This window comes from Acetobacter oeni (assembly GCF_011516825.1).
In the GTDB taxonomy this organism is placed as follows: Bacteria; Pseudomonadota; Alphaproteobacteria; order Acetobacterales; family Acetobacteraceae; genus Acetobacter; species Acetobacter oeni.
The window spans coordinates 41,520-58,465 of sequence record NZ_WOTA01000023.1; the positions used below are offsets into that span (position 1 = coordinate 41,520).

A 16,946-nucleotide genomic window follows, 5' to 3' on the forward strand; every position below is an offset into this window, starting at 1 on the left:
GTCCGAAAGTTTGCAGGTGGCGGAAACGGACGTGGTGAAAGACTGTCCGCGCATCACATTCGGATGAGAGAACTTGCAATGCAGGCATTTTATCTCTCATAGTCTCAGGAACGTTCTCAGGGCGGGGTGCAATTCCCCACCGGCGGTAGATCGGTCGTCATGTCCGAAAGCCCGCGAGCGGCCTTCCTGAACGGGAAGGCTTAGCTGATCCGGTGTAATTCCGGAGCCGACGGTATAGTCCGGATGGAAGAGAACACTGGTATGGCCCGGATTCTGCGTAGCGGAGAATCTGTAACTGTATCCTGTGGCTTGCCCTGAATCGACGTGTTTTTGTGTCGAGGTGATGGGCAACTTCATGGCTGAAAGCTCTCATGACAGTCCGGTTGGCAAGGCATTTCGTGCCGCGATAGACGAGGCGTGCCGTTTTGTCGGTGCGACGGCGCCTAATCCGTCGGTCGGCTGTGCTTTGCTTGATGAAAGCGGACATATTCTGGCTGTGGCGGCGCATCATCGCGCGGGTCAGCTGCATGCCGAGGCTCTTGCGTTGCGGCAATGCTCCGGACGGGGGCTGACCCATCGTATTCATTCGGCGGTTGTGACGCTTGAGCCCTGTAATCACACCGGCCGGACACCGCCCTGTACTGAAGCTTTACTTGCGACGCCGGTTAAATCGGTCTGGATCGGGTGTGCGGACCCTGACCCGAATGTGGCCGGCGGGGGCGCGGAGCGTCTGAAAGCGGCGGGACGCGACGTTTTCCGGATAAGTGAATTCGCAGATGTGGTACCGGACGCGCAGAGGATCGCGAAAGACTGTCGGGCGCTGATCGCTCCGTTTCGGATGCGGTGTCGTGAAGGAAAAGCGTGGATCACCGTCAAGCAGGCGGTGGATGGGCGTGGTTCCATGATTCCTCCTGTCGGGCAGAAGACATTTACGTCGGTGGCCTCGCTTGAGCTGGCGCATCGGCTTCGGCGCGGGACGGACGCGATTATCACCGGCACGGGCACAATCCGGGCTGATTTGCCAGGGTTCGATGTGCGGCATGTGGAGGATCATCCGGCACGGCGGCGGTTGCTGATGATCTGCGGGCGGAGCGGCGATCTTCCGGAAAGCTGGCTTGAGAAAGCGGCGCTTCGTTTTGACGTGATGTGGTGCGCGTCCGTTGAGGAAGCGCCTCGTCTGCTGGCGGAGAAGGGGGCGTTGTGGGCTCTGGTCGAGGCGGGGCCGTCTCTTGTGCGGGCGATGGATGAGCGGGAATTATGGGATGACTGGCTTCGTATTGAGGTGCTGCCCGAAGGAGGCGAGCGCGTGAGTGTGCGGGAGCGGCATGCGGTGAGTCCGTTATCGCTGATTCCGGGGATCGGTCATGAACCGGCGCGACCTGCGCTGAGCAGTCATCTCGTTGAGCGGGTGTGAGAAGAGATATGTTTTCGGGAATTATTGAAAGTCTTGGTGAGGTGGCTTCCGTTGAGGCCGGGAACGCGTCGTGTGTTCTTGAAGTGGATACGGGCATGACGGATGTGGTGCCTGGCGAGAGCATTGCTGTGAACGGGGTCTGTCTCACCGCGACCGATATTGGTGAAAACGGGCGTATTCGCTTTTTTGTCAGTTCGGAAACGCTGGATAGGACGGCTCTGGGGCGTCTGGGGCGCGCGGGGCGGATCAATCTTGAGCGCGCGGTGACGCCGCAGACGCGGCTGTCGGGTCATATGGTGCAGGGGCATGTAGATGGCATTGCGCGGCTTGTGTCTGTCGAGGACGTTGGCGATGCTAGAAAAGTTGTCTTTTCCGTGCCGGCCGCGCTGCGGCGCTACATGGTTGAGAAAGGGTCCGTCACGCTGGACGGGATCAGCCTGACGCTCAATGAGGTCGGGTCTCCGGTCATGGACCCGACAGGGGCAGAGCGTTTTGAAATCGAGGTGATGATTATCCCGCACACATGGGATCATACGACCCTTGGCACACTGGTGCCGGGCGATCCGGTGAATGTCGAAGTCGACGTCATAGCAAAATATGTGGAGAGCGTATGTCAGTATCGGTGAAAGACGCGGTGCCTGCTGCGCTTGCGCGCGCGGTTGACGCAATCCGGGCTGGCCGGATGGTGATTATGGTCGACGACGAAGATCGTGAAAATGAAGGCGATCTTGTTATGGCTGCGGAATTCATGACGCCTGAGGCCATGAATTTCATGGTGACTCATGGTCGTGGTCTGGTGTGTCTGCCACTGACTTCCGATCGGATCGGTCAGCTGGGGCTGCCGATGATGACGAAGGTCAATACGGCGCCCCGGAGTACGGCTTTTACCGTTTCGATCGAGGCGAAGGAGGGCGTGACGACGGGCATTTCAGCGTATGACCGGGCTCAGACAGTACTTGCCGCGGTGAAGCCGGATGCGACGCCGTCCGATCTTGTTTCGCCGGGACATATTTTCCCGCTGCGTGCGGCGCCAGGTGGGGTGCTTGAGCGGAATGGTCATACAGAAGGTTCGATTGATCTTGCGTTGCTTGCGGGGTGTCGGCCTGCGGCTGTGATCTGCGAGATTCTGAGTTCTGACGGGACGATGGCCCGGCGTCCTGAACTGGAAGCGTTTGGCGAGGAGCATGGCTTGCCGGTTATCTCGATTGCCGCGTTGTCCGGGTGGATCAGCCGGCATGGCACGCACGCTGTTGTCCCGACGGATATTGATTCTTCGTCGGAGTTGCCTCCGGTTCTGCTGGATGCCGTGAACGGCGCGCAGGCGGCGGTTACGGCGGAAGTCGCTGAGGCTGCGTTGCCGACCGGGTTTGGAGGTGACGACCTCGTTATTCACGCTTTCCGGGATGGCGATGGTGTCGAGCATGTGGCGCTGGTTAAGGGAAATCCGGCGGCGGAGGGGGCTGTTCCTCTTGTCCGGCTGCATTCGGAGTGTCTGACGGGAGATGCGCTCGGGTCGTTGCGGTGTGACTGTGGTTCACAGCTTCAGACGGCGTTGCGGAAAATCGGTCAGGCTGAGACCGGCGTGCTGATTTATCTGCGGGGACATGAGGGGCGCGGGATTGGTCTTGGCAACAAGATACGCGCCTATGCTCTTCAGGATCAGGGGCTTGATACGATTGATGCCAATCACAGGCTGGGTTTCGCGACGGATGCGCGGGACTGGTCATCCGCGGCATCGATTCTGCGGGATCTCGGGATCAGCAGGCTGGATCTCATGACGAACAATCCTGAGAAAGTTCGCGCGCTCGGAGAGCGGGGCTTTACTGTGCGTCAGCGCATTGGTTTGGATATTCCCTCAAATCCGTTCAATCGGGCTTATCTGGATGCCAAGCGGCGGCGGATGGGTCATTCATTGCGGGCGGATTCCGTGCGCGCGGCTGAGTAGAGAGATCGTTTTTTTGTAATAGTTCTGCTTATGCTATCGGTTTTTTTTTGAAAGGATGACTATGAGTACCCGTTCTCCGGCTTCCGTGCCTGATCTGCGTCTCTCGCCTGCGCCTCGTCTCGCGCTGGTCGTCAGCCGGTTTAATGAGGACATTACAGGCGGCCTGCGTCAGGGTTCGGTCGAATGGCTGTCCGAGCATGGTATCCGCATCGCTGAAGACGATGTTTTCCCTGCGCCTGGAGCATTTGAACTTCCTTTGCTGGCACAGACGCTTGCGCGCAGTGGTCGCTATGAAGGCGTGATCTGTCTGGGGTGTGTCATTAAAGGCGATACGGCGCATTTCGAGTTTATCAGCCTTGGCGCAACCATTGGCATTATGCAGGCGTCTCTGGAGACGGAGACTCCGGTTGCGTTTGGCATACTGACGACCTACACGGAGTCGCAGGCTGTTGAGCGCTCACGGAGCGATGCGCACAACAAGGGGCGGGAAGCGGCGGCTGCGTGCGTTGAATCGATCGCGCTGCTTCGTCGGATTAAGGGCTGAGCTGCGTCTGACCGGGATCTTTCCATTTTCTCTTTTTTGCCGTTTTGCTGAACGCAATGGACCGTTGATTATTCGGATGCGATAATCCCGGGCAGGGAGTGTGATGCGGCATGAAACGACTGACCGTCCTTGCAGCCTGCTTCGGCATCGGTCTGACTATATGGATGCTGGCCCGGTTCGGGTTTGGCTCGATTCTTGCGCTGATTACCGCCGGTGGCTGGGGCATTCTGTTCGCGGTTCTGTTTCATAGTCTGCAGGTTTTTCTGTCGGCCTGTTCCTGGTGGATAATCGGGGGCAGGTGCGGGCTCAATGGCGCCGTTTTGTATCTGTGGGATTATGTCATTCTTCGCTGCGTGCGGGAGGGGGTGAATAACCTTCTTCCCGTTGCTCAGGTGGGTGGTGAGGTGGTCTCGGCGCGTCTTCTTGGACATCGTGGTCTTGGGATGCGGCGGGCCGCCGCGGCGACGATCTGTGATCTGACGGTTGAATTGCTGAGCCAGGTTGCTTTTACGATTGTCGGGCTGGTGTTGTTACTCTGTCTTGTCCGGCGTTCTGCGACCACGGATGATCTTGTGGAAAGCGGTGCTGGTGTTCTGATGATCGGCATAGCGATTTTTGGCAGCCAGTGGTTTGGAGCGATTTCTCTCTTTGAGAAGCTTCTGGTGAAAATAGCCGGACATCTGGGCTGGACCGGTGTGGATGGTATTCGTGGGCTGCATGAGGAGATCATGTCGCTTTATAAAAAATCCTCACGGACGATGGTGGCCTGGGTGGCGCAGTTCGCGGGCTGGTCGATCGGTGCGTTTGAAGTCTGCATTATTCTGCACTTTCTCGGGCATGATCGTTCGGTTGCGACGGGGTATGTGATTGAAAGTGTCGGGCAGATTGCAAAATCGGCGGCTTTTGCCGTGCCTGGAGGGCTGGGGGTTTCAGAGGGGGGATATGTTCTGGTCGGGAGTCTGTTTGGATTGCCGCCGACGGTTTCCATCGCGCTGTCTCTGATCAAGCGGCTCAGAGAAATTGCCTGGGGTGTGCCTTCGCTTTTTATGTGGCAGTGGCTTGAAACGCGGTGGCGCCGGGAGTCTGAAGCGGCGCCTGTATCGGGTGTGCATCAGCAGTAAGAGCGCGTAAGGCTGATCAGAATATCTCCTGTTCCGATGAAAGAACAATTATGGTGCGGCATTATGAGACGCTGACGGTTGAAAGCGTCAGAGTATTTCTGGAGCAGCATGATACTCTGGTAAATCGTCTGGGCAGCCGGTCGGAGACGTGGACAGTTCGGGAGGTCAGCGACGGCAACCTGAATCTCGTCTTTCTCGTGCAGGGACCGGAGGGTTCGGTATGCGTGAAGCAGTCGTTGCCGCATGTCCGGGTCGATCCGCAATGGCGGATGCCACTGGACCGGACGGCTTTTGAAGCGGAATGGCTCCGCCGGGTGGAACTGACCGCGCCGGGATGTGTGCCGGTGTTTCTGTTGTTTGATCCGGTCATGTTTGTTCTGGTCATGGAATGTCTTGAGGGTTTTGTGACGTTTCGTCAGGCGCTGGGCGAGGGGGCGGATGCTGTCGGTCCCTCGCGAATGATCGGCGGATTTGTCGCCCGGACGGCGTTCTTCTCATCTCTTCCGGGCAGGACGCTGGAAGAGATCATGCCGAATGTTTCGTTTTTTGCGAATAATACCACGTTGATGCGGATTACGTTCGATCTTGTTCTGTCGGACCCTTTTTATTCTCATCACCGGAACCACTGGTTGAAAGAACTGGATCAGGAGGTTGCTGTACTTCAGAGCGACGAGGCGATCGCGCGGGCCATGATCCGGTTGCAGCAGCGTTTTCTGACCTGTCCGCAGGCGCTTCTGCATGGAGATCTGCATAGCGGATCGGTGATGGTGCGGAACGGGGATGTTCGTGTTATTGACGGCGAGTTTTCTCTTTACGGGCCGATCGGTTTCGATTGCGGGCTTTACCTTGCCAATCTTGTGCTGGCCTGGGCGGCGGCGCGTTCGGGCGGGCGGCGGGCGCATCTTGCTGAGGCCATGGATGTATTCTGGTCCGGGTTCAGGAAGGATTTTCTTTCGCTCTGGCAGACTCATGCTTCAGGCGGCGATCTGTTTTCCGAAGTGACGTTTTCTGTTTACCCGTCTCTGCTTGAGGCGGAGCGTGAGCGATATATCGACGGTATTTTTCATGACATGACGGAATTTGCGGCGGCTGAGATCGTGCGTCGTCTCATCGGTTATGCGCAGGTGGCTGATTTTGACTGGCTGACGGGGACGGTGGAAAGAGCGGACCGGCAGCGGGAGGCGCTTGTTTTTGCGGGGCATTTGCTGCGTGAGGCGCCGGGATCGATGGCGGAATTTGTCGGGAGGCTGACGGGCTGAAGAGGCGCCGGGAGCATCTTTCGAGGCTTTGCCTGGGTCCGACACGAACCGCAGGCACCTTCACCCCGATTTGTGGTGATGAATAAGGTTTTCAAAGGCCTCCGGCCTTTTGCGGGTTTCTGGGCAAAGCCCTGAGAAAAGCAGCAACCCTTACTGCGAACAGAGTCCTTCGAAACCGTCTGGTTCAGGCGGTTTCCCTTTTGTGCGGGAGCGGGGTCTTATTTGCTGTTCTTTATGGTGCTTACAGCATTTGTATCGAAGGCGGGCCGGGTTTTACCCAAGGTAAGCAAGGTGTAGGCGGCGATGTCGGACAGGTCGCCGTCGCTGTAGCCGGCGCCGAACCGGGGCATGCTGATCTGGCCCTGATCGGTCGTAAGCTGAGATCCTTCGAGGATGACCTGGATAAGATTATGACCGTCGGGGTCTTTCAGGGTACTGGCGCCGCTGATGGTTGCGAAATCGATCTGTCGTCCGGCTCCGGTTGTGAGATGGCATCCGGAGCAGGCACCGGCGAACAGGCTGGCGCCTCTGGCGAGGGCGGCCTGTGTCGGGCCTGCTGAATGATCCTGTGATTCAGCAGACGGTTGTGGCGCGAGGCTGCGCAGATAGGTAATCATGGCGGCGCGGTCTGACTGTGTCATGAAGCGCAGACTGTAGCTGATGACTTCGGCCATGGGGCCGGCTGCCGTGCCGTGTCCGTTGGCGTGACCGGTTGTGAGATACGCGTTCAGGGCTTCGTCGGACCAGGAGCCGAGGCCGGATTTCAGATCGGATGAAAGATTATAGGCGGTCCAGCCTGCTGTGATGGCGCCGGCATAGGCGTGGCTGTGCGAGGTGCCCATGGTGAGATTGCGGGGAGAGTGACATTCGGCGCAGTGACCGGGGCCTTCGACGAGGGTCCGGCCACGGTTCCATTGCGGGGTGTGGCTCGGGTCGTCGGGATAGGATGAGGACGGGCCGTTGAAGAGATTCCAGCCGATCATGATGGCGCGGATGCTGAACGGGAAACGGATTGCGTTGGCGGGTGGCTTTCGGGCGACCGGCTTTATGGTTGTGAGATAAGCGCGGATGGCGCGGATCTCGTCCGGAGTCATCCGGGCGTAATCCTGATAGGGCATTGCCGGGTAAAGATGTTTCCAGCCCGGGGAGATTCCTGCCCGGACGGCGCGGACGAACTCATCGTCGGACCATGCACCGATGCCGCTTGCGGGGTCCGGGGTGATGTTGGATGCGTAGAGCGTGCCCATGCCGGGGATTTCGAAGGGACGGCCGCCAGCGAAGGGCATGCCGCCAGGCGCTGTGTGACAGGCCTCGCAGTCCGCGAGGCGGGCGAGATATTGCCCGCGGGCAATAGTGGCGGGGTCTGGATGGTCGGGCGATGCGGCTGTGGCGGGCTGACAGGCGGCGAGCGTCAGGCAGGTGACGGCGAGGCCGGTTATCGCAGTGGTGATGAGGCGTTTTGCCAGAGGGAGCACGATCATGCGCCCTTCAGCGCCGGAAGGAGAGGAAGTGTTCTCAGGCGATGGCCCGAGGCGGCGGCAATGGCGTTGGCCAGCGCGGGCGCGGCGGCGGCGGTTCCGGTTTCACCGATGCCGCCGGGTTCTTCCGTGCTCTGGACGATGTGGATTTCGATGGGAGGCGCTTCGTTCATCCGCATGATGCGCCACAGGTTGAAGTTGTTTTCCTGGACGCGGCCTTTACTGAGGGTGATTTCGTTGAAGAGAGTTGTGCCGAGGCCGAAGATCATGCCGCCTTCGATCTGCGCCCGGATCTGGTCCGGATTGACGGGCTGGCCGCAATCCACTGCGACGGTGACGCGGGTGATGCGGACCTCCTTCGGTTCGGTCATGTCCACTTCGATGATCGTTCCGAGATAGGAGCCGAACAGGAACTGTACGGCGACGCCGCGTCCATGACCTTTCGGGAGAGGTGTGGTCCAGCCGGATTTTTCGGCGGCGAGGTCCAGCACGGTTCGGGCGCGGGGCTGGTCTCGGATGAGTTCCCGGCGATAGGCCACCGGATCGGCGCCTGCTCTGAGAGCGAGTTCGTCGATGAAGCTTTCGACGACGAAGAGGCCGCGGGTACCTCCGACGCCGCGCCACCAGGCGGTGACGACGCCGGGGGCTTCCCGGCGGACGTAGTCGAGGCGGGAAGCCGGAAATGTGTAGGGCGTGATGCTGATAGCAGCGGCGAGGTCTTCGTCGAAACCGTTGGGGGAGAGGCCCGCCGGCTCCCACCGGGCGACGACGGCTGGGCCGACGACACGGAATTCCATGCTTTCGATCCGGCCCTGCGTGTTGAGGCCGGCGCGGAGGCGGTCGACATAGGCGGGGCGGAAGCGGTCGAGTGTGAGGTCTTCTTCCCGGCTCCAGACGATTTTCAGTGGGTAAGGCACCTGTTTCGCGAACTGCGCGGCCTGGGTGACGTATTCATACTCCAGACGGCGGCCGAAACCGCCGCCGATATACTGGCAATGGAGCCGGACTTTGTCTTTGGGCAGGTCGGCTATGTCGGCGACGCTGTCTCGTGCCCACATGGGCACCTGGGTGCCGACCCAGACATCCGCGCTGTCGGGGCGGATATGGATAGTGCAGTTGATTGGTTCCATTGGAGCGTGCGCGAGCAGGGGCTGCTGATAGGTGGCTTCGTAGCGGGAGGCGGCGCGGGTCATGGCAGCTGCGGCGTCGCCTTTGCTTTTGGCGATGATGGGTTTCGGCTCTGCCAGCGCGGCATGAAGCTCACTATAGATCCGATGTGTGTCGATGGAGGCGTTCGGACCTTCGTTCCAGGTGATGGCGAGGGCTTCCAGTCCTTTTTTCGCGGCCCAGTAATGGTCGGCGACGACGCAGACGGCATTTTTGATGGTCAGGACGGCATGGACGCCGGGGGTGCGGAGGGCGGCGTCACGGTCCATGTCTCCGGGGGTGCCTCCCATGACGGGACAGGCGGCGACGGTGGCGTGTTTCATATCCGGAACGCGGATGTCGATGCCGAAGAGGGGGCGGCCCTCGACTTTGGCGCGGCTGTCGACGCGATGTCGGGAGCGGCCGATCAGGGTCCAGTCTTTTGCCGGTTTCAGCGGGATGGTTTTGGGCACAGGCAGAGTTGCGGCGTCGGTTGCGAGCTCGGCGTAGGCGAAGCTGTCTCCCGAAGGTGTGTGAAGGACACGGCCCTGGCGGGTGGTGCAGTCTGAGATCGGGCAGTTCCAGCGGCTGGCGGCGGCCTGGGTCAGGAGCAGGCGGGCGGCGGCACCGGCCTGACGCAGGGTGGTCCATTCGAAAATGGTTGAGGTGGAACCTCCGGTGGCCTGGGTGCCCATATCGGCCGCGACATAGGCGTCGTCCGGCGGGGCGGCTTCGAGGGCAACCTGATCGGGGTCGACGTTGAGTTCTTCGGCGATCAGGGTGACGGCGCCGGTGTAGATTCCCTGGCCCATTTCGACGTTGGGCAGGATGAGGGTGATGCCACTGTCTCCCGGGATGGTGGACGGCGCGATGCGGATATAGGCGTTGGGCGTGAAGGCGGGGTCGGTGTTTTCGACGAGCGGCCCCTGGTAAAATTCGGAGGGGCGACTGAAGGCGCGGCGTTTCGGGAGAAGTCCGGCGACGATCAGGCCTGTGGCACCGGCCAGGAAATGCCGGCGGGAGGGCGTGGCGGGTGTGTTCACGCGCTGAGTCCGGCGGCGTTATGGATGGCCTGTCGGATACGTAGGTAGGTTCCGCAGCGGCAGATATTGCCGGACATGGCGGCGTCGATATCGGTGTCTGTCGGATGCGGATTGTCCCGCAGCAGGGCAATGGCGCTCATGATCTGGCCGGGCTGGCAGTAGCCGCACTGCACGACGTCGATATCCATCCATGCCTTTTGCACAGCCTGCGCCAGAGGATCGTTTCCGATGCCTTCGATCGTGGTGACCGGCCGGCCGTTCAGCAGTCCGACGGGCAGGGAGCAGGCGCGGACGGCTTTGCCATCGAGATGGACGGTGCAGGCGCCACATTCGGCGATGCCACAGCCGAATTTTGTGCCGGTCAGGCCGAGGACATCGCGCAGGACCCAGAGCAGGGGCGTGTCCGGTGTGACATCGGCCTGGTAGTCCGTGTTGTTGACACGCACGGTCAGCATGACATGCCTTCGCGGATGTTCTGTGGTCTCAGGGTGTTGTTTCGGGAGGCTGGTAACTGCGATCCCCCCCCGGGCGGGAGAGAGACGGGGCAGCCTTCATTCCGATGAAAAATCATGTCTGAATAACTAGCGCGTCCGGCGTCAGGTTTCGATATCAAAACAGAAAATTTTTTACTATATATGGTGAGATATAAATCGAGTGTTATCGTGGTTTGTTCAGCCCGCTGGCGGCGCGGATTTCGCCGACATGGATTCCGTTCCAGTTCCGTAGTTCTTTGCGGGTGAGTGACTGCAAAATCGGGCTTGCGGCCAGTTCGGTTCCGCCGAAGCATTGCAGCAGACTGGCCATGGCGGCCTCGGCGCCGCGCAGGGCGCCATCGTGGCATTTGATGGCGATGCCGAGGCCGGACTGCGGCAGGCTGGCGATCAGGACGCCTTCTGCGCCGATTTTGGTGAAGGCTTTCGTGCCGAGTTCCTGCATGACGAGCGTGTCGAAGCCGCCGGTACCGCTGACCATGAACGGGGCGGCTGCAACAGCTTTGCGCAGGCGATCGGCGCTGGCACTGCGGTCGGCGGAAAGTGTTTTGCCTGTACCGAAGCGGGCGAAAGCCAGAGCCAGGGCACGAAGCGGGATGGCGTAAGTCGGGATGGAGCAGCCATCGGTGCCGCGATTGGCGTCCGTGTGAGGCACGCCGGTCATCTCGGCGAGGGTTTGGGTGACACGCCGCATGACGGGGTGATCCGGAGCGATGTATCCCGTCGGATCGAGGTGTTCGGCGCAGGCGGTGCATATGAAGCCGGCATGTTTGCCTGAGCAGTTGTTATGAAGCGCGCGGGGTTCGATGCCTGAAGCGGCGAGGGCGCGGGTCGCTGCGGCATTTGTGGGCCAGTGGACGCCGCATTCCAGTGAGGTTTCGTCGCGACCGGTGTGTTCAAGCATCCGGCGAGCGGCGGCGGTGTGTTCCGGCTCGCCGCCATGGGAGGCGCAGGCGAGGGCGAGTTCCTGATCGCTGAGACCGTAATGGTCGGCGGCACCGGATTCGACGAGGGGAAGCGCCTGGAGGGCTTTGGTGGTGGAGCGTGGGTAGACCGGTGTTTCGGTATCGCCCAGGGAGAGCACGACGCGGCCGGTGTCGTCGACGATGGCGACGGAGCCGTAATGGAGCGATTCCACGCGCCCGCCGCGCAGGACTTCGGCGAGCGGGATATCGGCTTCGGTTGATGAGAGTGTGTCAGTCATCCTGTCGGTCTCCTGCCAGCAGATAATGTCTTTTGCCCGGCTGTTGCGGGGCATCCGGGTCTGGCTCGATGGCCTCTCTGACAATGCTGCGCCGGAGACGGAAAATGACGGGTTCGCCGCCGTCCGGATCATCCTGGCTGTCTTCGTCGAATCGGGCGAGCCAGGAGGTGACGGCGCCGGCTTCACGCAGGGTCGGCGGGTCATCCGGGTCCGGGGTCAGGCCGTTCTCCAGGACAGTGCGGGCGATGGCATCGTCGTCGGTGCAATAATACAGCCAGTGATCGATGGTATTGCTGCCGGCTGCCGCGATGAACTGTCGGATGCGGACCGGAGAAAGGGTGAAACGCACAGATTCGGAAGCGCGCTGCGGGGCGGGTGGTGGCGTGGGACGCGGAGGCGAAACGGAGAACAGGTCGGGCTGGTCTGCCGGCTGAGTGGACGTATTGCTGCGTGGTGATCGGCCGGAAGGATGAGGTCTGTCGTCGGGGTGCGGTTCGGCCACGGGCAGGTCAAACCGGCCCTGTGCGGGGCTGGGGCGCCGGGCCATTAGCGGGAGGTCCGCCTGCTTTCTTCGTTGTGGTCCGTTTTTGACTGTGTGGCGGCGCAGGTGGCGCAGAGGCCTTCGATTTCGATGGTGGACTGGCGGACTTTGAAGCCGACGTTGCGGGAGGCTTCGAGAATCGCCGAGAGGATGGTGGGTTCTTCCAGTTCCGTGACGTGCGAGCAGGCATTGCAGATCAGGAACTGGGTGGCGTGGACGCCGTCGCCTTCGCGGGTGTGATCATGGTCGAGCGCGTGGGTGCAGGGCACAAAGGAGGAAAGGCGTTCAATCTTATGGATCAGACCGGTATCGAGGAGGAAATCGAGTGTCCGGTAGACGGTTGGCGGGGCGGCGCCTGGCTGACTGGTTTGCAGGCGCTCGAGCAGATCGTAAGCGCCGAGGGGCTGATCCGAAGAGAGCATAATGCCGAGAATCTGGCGGCGCAGGGCGGTCAGCTTGAGATTTTTCGCGGCACAGAGGCGGTCTGCCCGATTGAGGAGCATCTCCGTGCGGTCGGAAAAACGGTCCGGGGCGAGAGTGGGCGTCTTTGTCATGCGGAGCGGATGGTAAGGCATGTCGGGGTCGCTGCCCATCCCCGCAGAACGCAAGCGTGTTTTGAGTTGATATAATATAACATTCTCTCTACAGGCTCAGGCCCATGCGGCTGACCTTGTTTCTGCTTTCTTCTCTGTTTTTTTGTGCTGTTCTGCTGGTCCCGGCGCGGGCGGGCGGTGTCGTGTCTGTTGTTGCTGCCGAGAATGTCTGGGGCGATGTGGCGGTGCAGCTTGGCGGGAAGAATGTGGCGGTGAGCAGCATCATCAGTGCGCCGGAGGCTGATCCGCATCTGTTCGAGCCGACGCCGGCGACGGCCAGGGCCATCGCGGAGGCATCCGTGGCCATTGCCAACGGGGCCGGGTTCGATCCGTGGATGGACAGGCTGGTTGCGGCACGAGGGGTTGGTGTGGCGTTTCTTCGCGTGTCGGATGTGGCAGGCTGGCATGACGGCGAGAACCAGCATCTCTGGTTCGACCCTGACGCGGTGGCGAAAATGGCGACGGCTTTCGTGGCGGCGCTGCATGGTGCGGGGGCTGGAAGCGACGCTGACGGGCGTCTGGCCGGGCTGGACCGGGATGTGGCGGCGCTGAAAGAGCGGATTGCGGGAATGCGTCGCCGGTTTGGCGGGGCGCGGATTTCGGCGACGGAACCATTGCTGGGGCATCTGACGTCGGAGCTTGGACTGGTGACGGAGAATGACGCCTTCCAGCTTGCGGTGATGAACGATGTCGAGCCGGGGCCGGCGGAGGTGGCGCGGTTTGAGGGTGATCTGCGTGGCGGCCGGCTGCGGCTTCTCATCTATAATGAGCAGACGGTGACGCCGTCCGCGTCCCGGCTTCTGGGGATCGCGCATCAGGTCGGGGTCCCCTGTGTCGCGGTGACGGAGACGTTGCCTCCGGCGATGCACTGGCAGGGCTGGATGACGCGGATTCTTGATTTGATTGAGCAGGCGCTGGAGCAGCCGGATCGGGTGGCGGGGGCGCGGTGATGGAGTGTGAGGCTGCAGTCAGCTGTCACGATGTGACGCTTGCTATCGGCGGGCGTACGGTGCTGTCGGACGTCTGTCTGTCTGTTGAGGCCGGGAGCTTTGTGGGGCTGTTCGGGCCGAACGGGGCGGGGAAAACGACGTTTCTCCGGGCTTTGCTGGGACTTGTGCCGGTTCTGAGCGGGGAGATGACCCTGTTCGGCGCGTCGGTGACGCGGGGGAACCGCGGTGTCGGCTATATGCCGCAGAGCCGGACGCCGAACGGGGGTATGCTGACCGGTCGGGATCTGCTGGCGTCCGGGCTTTCCGGCGAGAAATGGGGGCTTCCGCGGGTTTCGCGGGAGGGGTCTGCGGAGGTTGAGGCGGCGCTGGAGGCGGTGGATGCAGCATCGCTGGGCGGACGCCGGCTTGGGTCGCTGTCCGGGGGGGAGCGGCAACGGCTGCTGATCGCGCAGACTTTGCTCGGATCGCCGCGTCTGTTGTTGCTGGATGAGCCGCTGGCCAGTCTGGACCCGGTGCGGATGCGGGAGGTGGCGCTTCTGTTGCGGGAGGTGGCGCGGAAGCGGGGGATGACGGTGATCTGCTCGGCGCATGATATCAGTCCGCTGATGGGGGTGATGGACACGGTGCTGTGTCTGGTACGTGGTCGGGCGCGGATCGGGCCGGTGGATGAGGTGGTGACGGGGCCGGTGCTGTCGGAGCTGTATGGCGCGCAGGTAGAGGTGTGTCATGCGCCTTCGGGCCGGGTGCTGGTGAGCGCGGACGGACTCTGATGCTGGCTTACGATTTCATGCGGATGGCTTTTGCGGCCTCGGCCTGCGTGGCGTTGCTGGCGGGCCCGGTGGGATGGTTTCTGGCGTTGAGGGGGCAGAGTTTCGCCGGGCATGCGCTGTCTCATATCGCGTTTGCCGGAGCGGCGGGGGCGGCGCTGCTGGGTGTGTCGCCACTGGCGGGGCTGCTGGGGGCGGCTGTTCTGGCGGGCGGGGCGATGGGGCTGACCGGGCGCGAGACGGGAGAGCGGGATGTGGCGATCGGGCTGGTGCTGTCGCTGGCCATGGGGTTTGGGGTGCTGTTTCTGCATCTGATGACGCGTTCGACGTCGACGGCGATGGCTTTGCTGTTTGGCAATGTGCTGGGGGTGAGCGCGGGGATGCTGGCCTCGCTGGCCGGGGCGGCGGTTGGGGGGCTGGCGGCGCTCGGGGCGCTGTCGCGACCGTTGCTGTTTGCGAGTCTGCAACCGGAACTGGCGGAGGCGCGGGGTGTCCGGCTGCGGCTGGTCTCGACGCTGTTTCTGATGCTGGTGGGGGCGGCGACGGCGGAGTGCGCCCAGATTACGGGGGTGTTGCTGGTGTTTACACTGATGGTTGGTCCCGGGGCGGCGGCGCAGCGGCTCGGTCTGGCGCCGCTGGCGGGGATGGTCTGCGCCGCGGTTCTGGCGCTCGGCGAGGCCTGGGGCGGACTGGCGCTCTCATGGTGGACGGACTGGCCGGTGTCATTCTGGATTGCGGTTCTGAGCGTGGTGGTGTTTTTTCTGGCGGGGCTGCGCCGGTTGTGAGAGTTGGGTTCTGGTTTGTGGCTCGGGGAATGGCGGCTGGTTGCCTGTCCCGCGAAAACCGGGTGAGAATGGTCTGTGGTTCCTGGCGGCTGTTTGGGAGGGAGTGGGTGGTGAGACGCAAATTGTTGTGGCGTGGATATGGCGCGGCGCTTCTGGTCTGTCTGATGGCCGGGCCGGCTCTGGCTCAGCCTGGTGGCGGAGGAGGTGGTGGCGGTGGCGGAGATGATGGCGGTGGTGGCGGGGATGGGGACGGGGATGAGAAATCCGGTCCTGACATGAACGCGATGGCGTCGAAGTTCAACGCGACGCGGGTGCATAAGGATTTCAGTTATATCCGTTACCGGCCGGCCGGGGATCGGGTTCAGGTGCAGCCTGATCTGGACCGGCTGCTGTTCTGGACGAAGGATGGCAAGCCCGACGGGTACGCGCAGCGTCGGGGCGACAGCGTGATTTATTATGATTCGGCGGGGCATGCTTCGCGGGTGCAGCATCTGGAACCGGGTGAAGGCGACTGAGTTTTTTTCCATAAGGGTGGGGATGCCGGAGCCGCGGATGTTTTATTGGTCTGTGGCGTTTGGGTGACGGTTATTGTGTTTCAGTGTCAGGTTGTGACGTTCGGTCTGTGAGCGGGCTTCTGTGATGAGGGGCATGGTGACTCCGGGGTTGCGGGACTGAAAGACTGTCCGGGTTAAATCGGGTGAATAAATGTGTCCCTGCGCGCAGGCGGGGATTTTTTATTTCAGGTTCTGTTGTTTTTATATTTGTAATGGTGCGGGGACGTGTCGGTTCGGGAGCGGAAAGTCCGTAGTTTTATGGACTTATTTGTTTTGATCGCGGTCTGATTTGTTTCGGTGTGAAATTGGGGGGATGGGATGCTGCTGCATGTTCCGCAGGTTCTGACGGGAGATGAGCTTGCCAGGTGTCGTTCGGTGCTGGCGGCGGCGACGTGGGGGGACGGGAAGGTTACGGCGGGGCAGCAGTCGGCGCGGGCGAAGAACAATCTGCAACTGCCGCTGAATCATCCGGAGCATCGGGAACTGGCGGAGCTGGTGTTGCGGGCGCTGGGGCGGAATATTCTGTTCAACAGTGCTGTGGTTCCGCTGCGGGTCGTGCCGCCGCTTTTCAATCGGTATGATGTGGGCATGGAATTTCGGCCGCATGTGGATAATGCGGTGCGTCCGGTTCCTGAGTCCGGGGGGATACGTGTCCGGACGGATGTGTCTTCGACGCTGTTTCTGACGGAGCCGGAGGAATATGACGGCGGGGAGCTGGTGATTTACGATGAATCCGGCACGCGGGAGGTGAAACTGCCTGCTGGAGACATGATCGTTTATGACACCACTGTTCTGCACTCTGTTCAGCCGGTGACGCGGGGGAGCCGGTGGGCGTCGTTTTTCTGGACGCAGTCGATGGTGCGCGAGGACAGTCAGCGACGGGTTCTGTTTGAGCTTGACCGGAACATCATGGATTTGCGGTCACGGCTGGAGGATGATGATCCGGCGGTGCTGGGGCTGGTGAATGTTTATCATAATCTGATGCGGCAGTGGTGCGATCTCTGAGAGCCTGAATCAGAAAGCGGTTTGATTGATTTTTCGCAGAACTCTGCGGATATGGGCAATCATCAACCATGCGCAGGATGACGAGATTGTTGTCTCGACATCCTTC

The 16,946-nt window shown here is 61.4% G+C and carries 17 protein-coding genes, 1 pseudogene and 1 riboswitch; of the genes and pseudogenes, 11 read left to right on the forward strand and 7 right to left on the reverse strand.

What is annotated here, in order from left to right:
* Nucleotides 1-108: 108 nt before the first annotated feature.
* Nucleotides 109-259, forward strand: a riboswitch (FMN riboswitch).
* Nucleotides 260-343: 84 nt separating this feature from the next.
* From ribD to mtnK, 6 genes are all read left to right on the forward strand, one after another.
* Nucleotides 344-1,414, forward strand: a complete 1,071-nt coding sequence (gene ribD, locus GOB90_RS14030) for a bifunctional diaminohydroxyphosphoribosylaminopyrimidine deaminase/5-amino-6-(5-phosphoribosylamino)uracil reductase RibD (protein WP_373322072.1) — start codon at nucleotides 344-346, stop codon at nucleotides 1,412-1,414.
* Nucleotides 1,415-1,422: 8 nt separating this feature from the next.
* Entirely contained in the window at nucleotides 1,423-2,040 is a 618-nt protein-coding gene (locus GOB90_RS14035) for a riboflavin synthase (protein ID WP_146889606.1), read from the forward strand.
* Nucleotides 2,025-3,359, forward strand: coding sequence for a 3,4-dihydroxy-2-butanone-4-phosphate synthase (ribB, locus tag GOB90_RS14040; protein ID WP_173572105.1), 1,335 nt, complete (start codon nucleotides 2,025-2,027; stop codon nucleotides 3,357-3,359). Before GOB90_RS14035 ends, ribB begins: the two co-directional genes overlap by 16 nt.
* A 61-nt stretch (nucleotides 3,360-3,420) precedes the next feature.
* Entirely contained in the window at nucleotides 3,421-3,903 is a 483-nt protein-coding gene (gene ribH, locus GOB90_RS14045; RefSeq protein WP_146889609.1) for a 6,7-dimethyl-8-ribityllumazine synthase, read from the forward strand.
* A gap of 110 nt (nucleotides 3,904-4,013) precedes the next feature.
* The gene (locus tag GOB90_RS14050) at nucleotides 4,014-5,024 is read left to right on the forward strand and encodes a flippase-like domain-containing protein (RefSeq protein ID WP_146889613.1); all 1,011 of its coding nucleotides are present in this window, start codon (nucleotides 4,014-4,016) and stop codon (nucleotides 5,022-5,024) included.
* A 50-nt stretch (nucleotides 5,025-5,074) separates the two neighbouring features.
* Nucleotides 5,075-6,283, forward strand: a complete 1,209-nt coding sequence (gene mtnK, locus GOB90_RS14055; RefSeq protein WP_146889616.1) for an S-methyl-5-thioribose kinase — start codon at nucleotides 5,075-5,077, stop codon at nucleotides 6,281-6,283.
* Between the two features lie 218 nt (nucleotides 6,284-6,501).
* Here mtnK and GOB90_RS14060 read toward each other — a convergent pair whose 3' ends face one another.
* The 6 genes from GOB90_RS14060 to GOB90_RS14085 form a co-directional block, all read right to left on the reverse strand.
* The gene (locus GOB90_RS14060; RefSeq protein WP_146889621.1) at nucleotides 6,502-7,764 is read right to left on the reverse strand and encodes a c-type cytochrome; all 1,263 of its coding nucleotides are present in this window, start codon (nucleotides 7,762-7,764) and stop codon (nucleotides 6,502-6,504) included.
* Complete coding sequence (locus GOB90_RS14065) at nucleotides 7,761-9,950, reverse strand: xanthine dehydrogenase family protein molybdopterin-binding subunit (protein ID WP_146889624.1); 2,190 nt, start codon at nucleotides 9,948-9,950, stop codon at nucleotides 7,761-7,763. The genes GOB90_RS14060 and GOB90_RS14065 overlap by 4 nt, the downstream gene beginning before the upstream one ends.
* Complete coding sequence (locus tag GOB90_RS14070; RefSeq protein WP_146889627.1) at nucleotides 9,947-10,405, reverse strand: (2Fe-2S)-binding protein; 459 nt, start codon at nucleotides 10,403-10,405, stop codon at nucleotides 9,947-9,949. The genes GOB90_RS14065 and GOB90_RS14070 overlap by 4 nt, the downstream gene beginning before the upstream one ends.
* Before the next feature lie 202 nt (nucleotides 10,406-10,607).
* On the reverse strand, nucleotides 10,608-11,645 hold the full coding sequence (locus GOB90_RS14075) for an asparaginase (protein WP_146889629.1): 1,038 nt from the start codon (nucleotides 11,643-11,645) through the stop codon (nucleotides 10,608-10,610).
* Nucleotides 11,638-12,192 carry a hypothetical protein gene (locus GOB90_RS14080; protein WP_146889632.1) on the reverse strand — a complete coding sequence of 185 codons (555 nt, stop codon included), beginning with the start codon at nucleotides 12,190-12,192 and terminating at the stop codon, nucleotides 11,638-11,640. Before GOB90_RS14080 ends, GOB90_RS14075 begins: the two co-directional genes overlap by 8 nt.
* On the reverse strand, nucleotides 12,192-12,740 hold the full coding sequence (locus tag GOB90_RS14085) for a transcriptional repressor (RefSeq protein WP_146889636.1): 549 nt from the start codon (nucleotides 12,738-12,740) through the stop codon (nucleotides 12,192-12,194). The genes GOB90_RS14080 and GOB90_RS14085 overlap by 1 nt, the downstream gene beginning before the upstream one ends.
* 104 nt (nucleotides 12,741-12,844) lie before the next feature.
* Between GOB90_RS14085 and GOB90_RS14090 the strand changes: the two genes are divergently transcribed.
* The 5 genes from GOB90_RS14090 to GOB90_RS14110 all read left to right on the forward strand — a co-directional run bounded on the left by GOB90_RS14090 (nucleotide 12,845) and on the right by GOB90_RS14110 (nucleotide 16,840).
* Nucleotides 12,845-13,729, forward strand: a complete 885-nt coding sequence (locus GOB90_RS14090; protein ID WP_146889639.1) for a metal ABC transporter solute-binding protein, Zn/Mn family — start codon at nucleotides 12,845-12,847, stop codon at nucleotides 13,727-13,729.
* Nucleotides 13,729-14,499, forward strand: coding sequence for a metal ABC transporter ATP-binding protein (locus tag GOB90_RS14095; RefSeq protein ID WP_146889642.1), 771 nt, complete (start codon nucleotides 13,729-13,731; stop codon nucleotides 14,497-14,499). The genes GOB90_RS14090 and GOB90_RS14095 overlap by 1 nt, the downstream gene beginning before the upstream one ends.
* Nucleotides 14,499-15,281 (forward strand): metal ABC transporter permease, encoded by a 783-nt coding sequence (locus GOB90_RS14100; protein WP_146889646.1) that lies wholly within the window; start codon nucleotides 14,499-14,501, stop codon nucleotides 15,279-15,281. The genes GOB90_RS14095 and GOB90_RS14100 overlap by 1 nt, the downstream gene beginning before the upstream one ends.
* 110 nt (nucleotides 15,282-15,391) lie before the next feature.
* The gene (locus GOB90_RS14105) at nucleotides 15,392-15,796 is read left to right on the forward strand and encodes a hypothetical protein (protein WP_183187348.1); all 405 of its coding nucleotides are present in this window, start codon (nucleotides 15,392-15,394) and stop codon (nucleotides 15,794-15,796) included.
* 357 nt (nucleotides 15,797-16,153) lie between these two features.
* Complete coding sequence (locus GOB90_RS14110) at nucleotides 16,154-16,840, forward strand: Fe2+-dependent dioxygenase (RefSeq protein WP_146889652.1); 687 nt, start codon at nucleotides 16,154-16,156, stop codon at nucleotides 16,838-16,840.
* 9 nt (nucleotides 16,841-16,849) lie between these two features.
* On the opposite strand, the pseudogene GOB90_RS14115 reads toward GOB90_RS14110, so the two are convergent.
* A pseudogene (locus tag GOB90_RS14115) lies at nucleotides 16,850-16,946 on the reverse strand (IS5/IS1182 family transposase); the annotation flags it as partial.

Bases quoted from the DNA above. Each gene is read 5' to 3' on its own strand.
- ribD (WP_373322072.1), top strand. From the start codon at position 344: ATGGGCAACTTCATGGCTGAAAGCTCTCATGACAGTCCGGTTGGCAAG.
- GOB90_RS14035 (WP_146889606.1), top strand. From the start codon at position 1,423: ATGTTTTCGGGAATTATTGAAAGTCTTGGTGAGGTGGCTTCCGTTGAG.
- ribB (WP_173572105.1), top strand. From the start codon at position 2,025: ATGTCAGTATCGGTGAAAGACGCGGTGCCTGCTGCGCTTGCGCGCGCG.
- ribH (WP_146889609.1), top strand. From the start codon at position 3,421: ATGAGTACCCGTTCTCCGGCTTCCGTGCCTGATCTGCGTCTCTCGCCT.
- GOB90_RS14050 (WP_146889613.1), top strand. From the start codon at position 4,014: ATGAAACGACTGACCGTCCTTGCAGCCTGCTTCGGCATCGGTCTGACT.
- mtnK (WP_146889616.1), top strand. From the start codon at position 5,075: ATGGTGCGGCATTATGAGACGCTGACGGTTGAAAGCGTCAGAGTATTT.
- GOB90_RS14060 (WP_146889621.1), bottom strand. From the start codon at position 7,764: ATGATCGTGCTCCCTCTGGCAAAACGCCTCATCACCACTGCGATAACC.
- GOB90_RS14070 (WP_146889627.1), bottom strand. From the start codon at position 10,405: ATGCTGACCGTGCGTGTCAACAACACGGACTACCAGGCCGATGTCACA.
- GOB90_RS14075 (WP_146889629.1), bottom strand. From the start codon at position 11,645: ATGACTGACACACTCTCATCAACCGAAGCCGATATCCCGCTCGCCGAA.
- GOB90_RS14080 (WP_146889632.1), bottom strand. From the start codon at position 12,192: ATGGCCCGGCGCCCCAGCCCCGCACAGGGCCGGTTTGACCTGCCCGTG.
- GOB90_RS14085 (WP_146889636.1), bottom strand. From the start codon at position 12,740: ATGACAAAGACGCCCACTCTCGCCCCGGACCGTTTTTCCGACCGCACG.
- GOB90_RS14090 (WP_146889639.1), top strand. From the start codon at position 12,845: ATGCGGCTGACCTTGTTTCTGCTTTCTTCTCTGTTTTTTTGTGCTGTT.
- GOB90_RS14095 (WP_146889642.1), top strand. From the start codon at position 13,729: ATGGAGTGTGAGGCTGCAGTCAGCTGTCACGATGTGACGCTTGCTATC.
- GOB90_RS14100 (WP_146889646.1), top strand. From the start codon at position 14,499: ATGCTGGCTTACGATTTCATGCGGATGGCTTTTGCGGCCTCGGCCTGC.
- GOB90_RS14110 (WP_146889652.1), top strand. From the start codon at position 16,154: ATGCTGCTGCATGTTCCGCAGGTTCTGACGGGAGATGAGCTTGCCAGG.